Below are 8,146 nucleotides of genomic sequence, written 5' to 3' on the forward strand. Positions count from 1 at the left end.
GACTCGCGCGCAGCCTGGAAGACGCCAGGAGTGACCCGGAGGTTGCCCGCCGATCACGTGCGCGATGATGGGGGGATGGCGACCGGCCATGTGCCGGTCCCGCGAAGTGCATGAAACCGCAGGCAGCGGCGTGTAATGGCGCACGGCGGGGCGGCGGTGCGAGACCGGTGAAAGAAGGCAGTACCCCATGGCACCACGCATCCTCCTGGCCCGGCACGGACAGACGCGGTGGTCGCTCTCCGGGAAGCACACCGGCCGTACGGACATTCCGTTGCTGGACGAGGGGCGGCGCGGCGCCAAGCTGCTCGGCGAGCGGCTGCACCACGGCCCCTGGGCGGGCCTCCCGGACACCGAGGTGTGCACCAGCCCGCTGTCGCGGGCGAAGGAGACCTGTGACCTGGCGGGCTTCGGCGACCGCGCGCGGGAGTGGGACGCGCTCCTGGAGTGGGACTACGGCGCGTACGAGGGGATGACCCCCGCCGAGATCAAGGCCATCCGGCCCGACTGGCTGATCTGGCGCGACGGGGTGCCCGAGGGCGAGCCGATCGCCTCGATCGAGGCTCGGGCGGACGAGGTCGTGGAGTGGGCGCGCTCGGCCGACCGCGATGTGCTGGTCTTCGCGCACGGCCACATCCTGCGGACGCTGGGCGCCCGCTGGCTCGGCTACGACGCCTCTTTCGCCGCCCGCATCCGGCTCGATCCGACGTCCCTGTCGGTGCTCGGCTGGGCCTACGGCGAACCCGCCATCGAGCGCTGGAACGACACCGGTCATCTCGCCTGAGGCCCCGGACCGGCGTCAGACCGGGCTGGTGCGGCCGGCCGCCTCGGGACGGGCGACGGCCGCCTCATGGCGGGCGAGGAAGTCCGCGACCGCCTCATCGCGACCGTAAGGACGCAGTATCCGGGCCGTGTCGTCGAGCATCCGGCGGATCCGCGACGACTTCACCTGGTCCAGCAGGCTCAGCGCCCGGCCGGCCGCGGCGGCGGCCGCGTCCGGCGCGCCCCCGGCCACCAGATCGCTCGCCAGCTCCGTGGTGAACAGCGCGATATTGCGGGTGAAGTGGGGGTTCTGGAGGGCGACCGCGCGCCGTGCGTGCTCCACGGCGCGCTGCCAATCGCCGAGCGCCGACCAGCACTGCGCCTCCAGCCCCTCCAGCTCGGCCTCGCCGAAGAAGCTCATCCACTCGGGGTCGGCGTCGCAGGGCCCGCGCCCGAACAGCGTCCGGGCGCGCAGCAGCGCCCGCTCACAGCCGCCACGGTCGGTCAGCCAGGCGAGCCCCCCGGCCTCGCGCAGCGCGAGCAGCGACAGCAGCCGTGGTGAGGCGAGCCGCTCGGCGACCCGCTGGGCCGCCTGCGCCGCCCGTACGGCCTCGCGGGGGCGTCCGGCGTCGCGGGCGAGGAAGGCGGTGTTGCAGAACGTGTGTGCCTCCAGGGCGGCGTCGCCGGAGACGCGTGCGGTGGCCAGAGCCTCGGCGTAGTGGGACCGCGCGTCGGACAGCCGCCCGGAGTCATGGGCCAGCCAGCCCACCGAGATGGCCAGTTCACCGGCGCCCGTGCAGAGCCGCTCGGCGATCGAGCGGCTGTAGCCGCCCGCGTCGAGCAGTGCGTAGGCGGCGCTCAGCGGTTTGGCGGTGTGTGCGTAGAGGGGGTCGGCGCCGTGCCGGTCGTCCAGCACCCGGATCCGCCGTACGGCCTCCTCCACGGCGGCGGCCTCGGCCTCGCCCACCCGCCGCCCCGTCCGCCGGGGCGGCGTCCCGGCCCGGGGAACGGCGGCCACGGCGGCGGCCGCCGCCCCACCGGCCACGAACGAGCGCCGTAGGAGTTCGCTCTCCTCGAAGATGTCGACGGTCCCCTTGCCCTCGGACTCGGGGGCCCCGAGCCGCGGGCCGGGTACGGGGACAGGGACGACGGGGACGGAAGGGCACACGGGGCCGCGGGCTCCATGGCCGCGCACCGACTCCCGGGAGGCGAAGCCGAGATCCGTAAGGGTGCGGCCGGGGAACATATGGCGGAACACGCGCTCGTAGGCGTAGTTGGGGCAGCGGATCGCTCCTGACTCGACGCGGCCGATATAGCGGGCGTCGCAGGAGACCTGCTCGCCGATCTCACGGGCCGCACGGCGTACGGACGCCGCGAACTCGGAGGGCGAGAGCTGTCCGCGCAGCCGGCGGAACGCGGTGTTCGGCCGGGGCGGCGAGGGCTCTGGAAGCGGCGCCATCTGAGCCTCTCCCTTGGTGATGCCAGGTGGGCGGGGGAGAACCGTACCGGCCGTGGGATCGGCGACACTCGGAGATTTCCGGCAAACGTTACATCCCTCCCATGATCTGCCATGAACTGCCATCCTTTACGGCGGCATTCGGCCGTAGCCGTTGACACCGCCGCGCGTTGAACCGGGTGCGACCCGATGAAGAGGGAGGCCGGAGTGGATATCAGCCGCTCACGGACGACTGCCCAGCACCCCCAGCACGCTCAGCGCCATGACTGCGATCTCGTCACCGTGCCCGCCCGGCAGGGGCTGGAGGCGGTGGACATCCTGCGTCGTGCGTGCGACGGCCTCGGTCCCGTCCTGCACGACAACGCCTGCGACACCCTCGGCTTCCTGGTCCCGCCCGGTACGGCGGACGGCTGGGACCTGCCGGGCTCGGCGTGCACCCAGACCTCCGGGCGCGGGATCCGGATAAATACCGGCTCCGGCACCGGCGCCCCCGCCGAAGCCGGAGACCCCCCGGCCGAAGCCCCCGCACCCGGGGACTTAGCGGCCGCGGCGGCCGGGGTCGAGGCGCCGCCGGGCACCGGCACCGGCTGGCTGGTGCCGCCCGACGCGGCGTACACGGTCGCCACCGACCCCGCCGAACTCCGGGCGGCGCTCGGCGAGGCGGCCCGCACGATCGAGGCCGTCGACCGCTGCCAGTGAACCCGGGTGACCGCCGCCGTCGGTGATGAGCACCGGCCATCGGCGGTGACCAGCCGCGTCCTCCACACCGGCGACCCGCTGTCAGTGGTGCGCCGCATACTGGGACACATGGCGAAAGGCACGAACAAGCGAGCCGCGCGCGGGCGCGGAGCGGCACGGGGACGCGGCCCCGTGCCGGCCACCGCATCCGTCGACGGGGGGCTCGCCGAGCTCGTGCCGGACCGGGACCGGCCCCGCGGCTGGACGCTGCTGCTCGACGGCAAGCCGCAGTCGCATGTCGATCTCGACGACCCCGCCCATCTCGACTTCGAGTACCAGCGCAGATTCGGTCATATCGCCGATCTCGCCGCCCCTCCCGGCCGCCCGCTGCACGTGGTCCATCTGGGCGGCGGCGCCTTCACACTCGCCCGCTACATCGCGGCCGGCCGCCCCCGCTCCACCCAGCAGATCATCGAGATCGACGCCCCGCTCGTCCAGTTCGTCCGGCGTGAGCTGCCGCTGGACCCCGGCGACCGGATACGGGTGCGCGGCGCGGACGCGCGGACGGGGCTCGCCAAGGTGCCCGACGGCTGGGCGGATCTGATCGTCGCGGATGTCTTCAGCGGGGCCCGCACCCCCGCCCATCTCACCAGTGTGGAGTTCCTCGCCGAGGTGCGGCGCGCCCTGCGCCCGGATGGGTTCTACGCCGCGAATCTCGCCGACGGCCCGCCGCTGGCCCACCTCAAGGCCCAGATCGCCACCGCCCGCGCCGTGTTCGCCGAGGTGTGTCTGACCGCCGACCCCGCCCTGTTGCGCGGCCGCCGCTTCGGCAACGCCGTGCTGCTTGCCGCCGACCGCGAACTGCCGCTGGCCGAGCTCACCCGGCGCGCCGCGGGCGATCCGTACCCCGCCCGGGTGGAACACGGCCGTGCGCTCACGGACTTCACCGGCGGCGCGGCCCCGGTCACCGACGCGACCGCCGCTCCCTCCCCGGCCCCGCCGCCCGCCGTCTTCACCTGACCTGACTCGACCTGACCCGACCGGAGGCGGACCGGAACGGACCGGAGCGGACCGGAGGGCGCTGAGCGGAGGTGCGCGGAGCGCTCAGTGCTCGTCGATGCGGACCTTGGGCGGGCCGTCGTGCCAGGTGCAGAAGATCGTGGTGGTGTCGGCCCCGGAGACGAAGTCCACCCGGATCCACTCGCTCTGCTTCCACACCTGCATCTGCCATCCGCCGTCCGGTGTGGCCGATACCAGCTCCGCCGATGCCGCCCGGATGTCGAAGACCGCCCGGCCGCCCTTGGCCGGATAGCTGCGTACCTCGCCGCTCTCCTCCGGCCGCGCCGACTCCCGCCGGGTCGGTGCCTGGGTCGGCTTCCGGGTGCCCCCGGCCGAACCGGACCCCGTCTTCCCGTCCCCATCGGCTCCCTCGGCTCCCTCGTTGTCCGCCCCGGGACGCGAAGGCGAAGACGGGGCGGACGGTGAAGTCGCGGCGGGCGAAGGGGGTTTGGGCCGATGCGTCGAGGAGGACCAGGCCCCGCTCGCCGAGCGGGAGCCGTCCGTGATCGGCAGCGCGCGCGGCGGATCGTAGGCCGTACCGGTCAGCACTGTCCGCACGCCGTACCACGACAGCGTGACCGCGGCGCCGGTCGCCAGCACCCACGCCAGACATTGGACCAGACCTCTTTGCATCTTTCTCATCTTGCCTCACCCGAATGGCGTACGGTGCCGGTCATGGCAAGTGTGCTCGTGGTCGAGGACGACCAGTTCGTACGCTCAGCCCTCATACGGCAGTTGACCGAGGCGTCCTATACCGTGCGCAGCGTCGGCACCGCCCTGGAGGCATTGCGCGAGGTGGCGCAGATCGGGTTCGACGTCGTCATCCTGGACCTCGGCCTCCCCGATCTGGACGGGGCGGAGGCGCTCAAGATGCTGCGGGGCATCACCGATGTGCCGGTCATCGTGGCCACCGCCCGTGACGACGAGGCCGAGATCGTCCGGCTGCTCAACGACGGTGCCGACGACTACCTGGTCAAACCGTTCTCCGTGGCCCATCTCTCCGCCCGGATGACCGCGGTGCTGCGCCGTGCGCGCGGCGGCGGGGCGGGGGAGCCGGGCGGTGCGGCGGCGCTCCCCACGGTGCTCCGGGTCGGCGGGCTGGCCGTCGATCCGCTGCGCCGCCAGGCCCAGTTGGACGGGGTGACGCTCGATCTGACCCGGCGCGAATTCGACCTGCTCGCCTATCTCGCCGGGCGGCCCGGTGTCGTCGTACCGCGCAGGGAGCTCCTCGCCGAGGTCTGGCGCCAGGCGTACGGGGACGACCAGACCATAGACGTCCATTTGTCATGGCTGCGCCGCAAGCTGGGCGAGACGGCCGCCCGGCCGCGCTACCTCCACACGCTGCGCGGGGTCGGCGTCAAACTGGAGCCACCGGCGGAGCACACGTGAGATGGGCCCTGGTCAAGGTCTGCCTGGCCGTCACCGCGATGGTCGTGGTGGCCTTCGCCGTACCGCTCGGCCTCGTCGTCAAGGAGCTGGCCCGGGACCGGGCGTTCGCCGACGCCGAGCGGCAGGCCGCCACCATCGGCCCGGCGCTCGCCATCACCACCGAGCGGGCGCGGCTCCAGCGCGCGGTCGCCAGCACCCAGGCGGGCGGGGACGGCCGGATGGCGGTGCATGTCCCGGATGATCCGGGCGAGCCGGGCAGCGGCTACGACCTCGGCAAGAGCCGTGCGCCCAAGGGCGAGCTGACCACCGCGCGGCGGCTCGGCCGCGCCTCGGTGTCCGACGCCCCCGGGGGCTACGCACTGCTCCAGCCGACCGCGCTGAGCAGCGGTCAGGTCGCGGTCGTGGAGGTGTATGTGCCGCGTGCCCTGGTCACCAGCGGGGTGACCACGTCCTGGCTGGTGCTGGCGGGCGTGGGCCTCGCGCTGATCGTGGGCGCGGTCGCCATCGCCGACCGGCTCGGCACCCGGCTGGTGCGCCCTGCCGGGCAGCTCGCCGAGGCCGCCCACGACCTGGGCCGGGGCGAGCTCGGGGTGCGCGTCCCGGAGGACGGCCCGGCCGAACTCCGGGCGGCCGCCACCGCGTTCAACTCCATGGCCGACCAGGTGGTCCAACTGCTGGCCAGTGAGCGTGAGCTGGCCGCCGACCTCTCCCACCGGCTGCGTACCCCGCTCACCGTGCTGCGGCTCAACGCCGCCTCGCTGGGCGAGGGACCCGCGGCCGAGCAGACCCGCGCCGCCGTGGCCAAACTGGAGCGCGAGGTCGACCAGATCATCCGCACCGCGCGCCAGCAGAAGACGCACACCCCCTCCGGCTGTGACGCCTCCGAGGTGATCCGGGAGCGGATGGAGTTCTGGTCCGCGCTCGCCGAGGACGAGGACCGTACGGTGCGGCTGGCCGGGGTCGACCGGACCGTACGGGTGCCGGTCGCCCGCCCCGAACTCGGCGCGGCCCTGGACGCCCTGCTCGGCAATGTCTTCCGGCACACGCCCGAGGGCACCGCGCTCGCGGTGGACGTCCACGATGGTGGGGACGCCAGCAATTCAGTGATCATCCTGGTTTCCGACGCGGGCCCCGGGATCGCCGACCCGGACGCGGCGCTCCGCCGGGGCCACGGCGACGGCGGTCCTGGCTCGACCGGCCTCGGGCTGGACATCGTGCGCCGGGTCGCGGAGTCCACGGGCGGCGATCTGCGGATCGGGCGGTCGGTGCTGGGCGGCACCGAGGTACGGGTGTGGCTCTCGCTGAACGGCGGCGGCCTCGCCGGCCCGGGGCAGCGGCGGCGCGGCCGTAAGAAGAGGACCCGTGGCCGCACCAGGGAGCCCGCGGAGCATTAATCGCCGCCGATGGGTTCCTTAAGGCAGCCATAAGATCCGTGGCTGGTGCACGGATCCTGCCGTTTGTCCGACTTCCCCTCGCTAGCGTGTCGCCCGCACCATCTCCCCCCACATCCGTAAAGCGAAGGCAGGCACCTGATGAGCAGTACGCACCGTCGCATGGCAAGCCGGACCACCAAGGTGATCGGCGTGACCGCCGCCGCCGTCCTGGCCGGTGGCACGGCGTTCGCGCTCAGCGGGGCGGCGAACGCGGGAACCGTCTCCGAGAAGCCCGCCGCGGCGGCGGCCGGCGGCTTTGCCCCGTACATCGACACCTCGCTCTACCCCGCCTACGACATGGTGGGCGCCGCCGAGAAGACCGGCGTCAAGCAGTTCAACCTCGCCTTCATCACCTCCGGTGGCGGCTGTACCCCCAAGTGGGGCGGCGTCACCGAGGTCGGCGACAACGAGGTGGCCAACCAGACCGAGAAGCTGCGGGCGGCCGGCGGTGACGTCCGGGTCTCCTTCGGCGGTGCCTCCGGCTCCGAACTGGGTCTGGCCTGCACCTCGGCGGACGAGCTCGCCGCGGCCTACGGCAAGGTCGTGGACGCCCTCAAGCTCACCAAGGTGGACTTCGACATCGAGGGCAGCGCGCTTCCGAACAAGGAGGCCAACACCCGCCGCGCCCAGGCCATCGCCAAGCTCCAGGAGCAGCACTCGGACCTGGACGTCTCCTTCACCCTGCCGGTGCTCCCGACCGGTCTCACCCAGGACGGTGTGGACCTCGTCGCCGACGCCAAGAAGAACGGGGTGAAGGTCTCCTCCGTCAACATCATGGCGATGGACTACGGCGCCTCCTTCGACGGCGACATGGGCCAGTACGCCATCGACGCCGCCACCGCGACCCAGGGCCAGATCAAGGAGGCCCTCGGGCTGAGCGACGACGAGGCGTGGAAGGCCGTCGCGGTCACCCCGATGATCGGCGTCAATGACGTCAAGAACGAGATATTCAAGGTCGACGACGCCTCCCAGCTGGTGGAGTTCGCCAAGTCCAAGGGGCTGGCGTGGCTGTCGATGTGGTCCGCGACCCGCGACAAGCAGTGCCCGAGCCCGCAGGACACCGCATCGCCGACGTGCAGCTCGATCGACCAGGAGGAGTTCGCCTTCGCCAAGGCGTTCGCCGCCTACAACAGCTGACGGCCGCGATAGCTGCCAGCTGCAAACAGCTGGCAGCCGCAACAGCTGACAGCAGCGACGGCTGACATCGGGGCGGCCCCACACCGTCCGTCGGCCGCATGAAGCCCCACATCACCCACCCCCCACGGCACCCCCCACACGGCGGGGCGCGGACGGGAACCCCCCCCCCCCCCCCCCCCCCCTTTCCCCCCCCCCCGGCCGCCCGGCCCCCAAGCCCCCGGGGGTCCCCCGCCCC

8 protein-coding genes are annotated in these 8,146 nt (G+C 73.0%); 6 read left to right on the forward strand and 2 right to left on the reverse strand.

The annotated features are described in order from the left end of the window. The first annotated feature begins 187 nt into the window (after window positions 1-187). Entirely contained in the window at window positions 188-781 is a 594-nt protein-coding gene (locus NQU54_RS40170) for a histidine phosphatase family protein (protein WP_069863917.1), read from the forward strand. A 15-nt stretch (window positions 782-796) separates the two neighbouring features. Here the strand turns inward: NQU54_RS40170 and NQU54_RS40175 are convergent, their stop codons facing one another. Further along, the gene (locus NQU54_RS40175) at window positions 797-2,218 is read right to left on the reverse strand and encodes an NsdA family TPR-like regulatory protein (RefSeq protein WP_257635303.1); all 1,422 of its coding nucleotides are present in this window, start codon (window positions 2,216-2,218) and stop codon (window positions 797-799) included. 186 nt (window positions 2,219-2,404) lie between these two features. Here NQU54_RS40175 and NQU54_RS40180 point away from each other — a divergent pair, with 186 nt between their 5' ends. Beyond that, entirely contained in the window at window positions 2,405-2,914 is a 510-nt protein-coding gene (locus tag NQU54_RS40180; protein WP_257635304.1) for a hypothetical protein, read from the forward strand. Window positions 2,915-3,022: 108 nt separating this feature from the next. Beyond that, on the forward strand, window positions 3,023-3,913 hold the full coding sequence (locus NQU54_RS40185; RefSeq protein WP_257635305.1) for a spermidine synthase: 891 nt from the start codon (window positions 3,023-3,025) through the stop codon (window positions 3,911-3,913). A gap of 84 nt (window positions 3,914-3,997) precedes the next feature. Here the strand turns inward: NQU54_RS40185 and NQU54_RS40190 are convergent, their stop codons facing one another. After that, the gene (locus NQU54_RS40190) at window positions 3,998-4,585 is read right to left on the reverse strand and encodes a hypothetical protein (RefSeq protein WP_232639000.1); all 588 of its coding nucleotides are present in this window, start codon (window positions 4,583-4,585) and stop codon (window positions 3,998-4,000) included. 42 nt (window positions 4,586-4,627) lie between these two features. On the opposite strand from NQU54_RS40190, the gene NQU54_RS40195 reads away from it, so the two are divergent. The 3 genes from NQU54_RS40195 to NQU54_RS40205 all read left to right on the forward strand — a co-directional run bounded on the left by NQU54_RS40195 (window position 4,628) and on the right by NQU54_RS40205 (window position 7,911). After that, window positions 4,628-5,341 (forward strand): response regulator transcription factor, encoded by a 714-nt coding sequence (locus tag NQU54_RS40195; protein ID WP_173963286.1) that lies wholly within the window; start codon window positions 4,628-4,630, stop codon window positions 5,339-5,341. Continuing rightward, window positions 5,338-6,735: a sensor histidine kinase gene (locus NQU54_RS40200; RefSeq protein WP_257635306.1), complete on the forward strand. Its 1,398-nt coding sequence runs from the start codon at window positions 5,338-5,340 to the stop codon at window positions 6,733-6,735. Before NQU54_RS40195 ends, NQU54_RS40200 begins: the two co-directional genes overlap by 4 nt. Before the next feature lie 159 nt (window positions 6,736-6,894). Beyond that, window positions 6,895-7,911: a chitinase gene (locus NQU54_RS40205; protein ID WP_257635307.1), complete on the forward strand. Its 1,017-nt coding sequence runs from the start codon at window positions 6,895-6,897 to the stop codon at window positions 7,909-7,911. The last annotated feature ends 235 nt before the right edge of the window (window positions 7,912-8,146 follow it).

The organism is Streptomyces malaysiensis subsp. samsunensis, from assembly GCF_024519315.1.
GTDB classification, from domain to species: Bacteria; Actinomycetota; Actinomycetes; order Streptomycetales; family Streptomycetaceae; genus Streptomyces; species Streptomyces malaysiensis.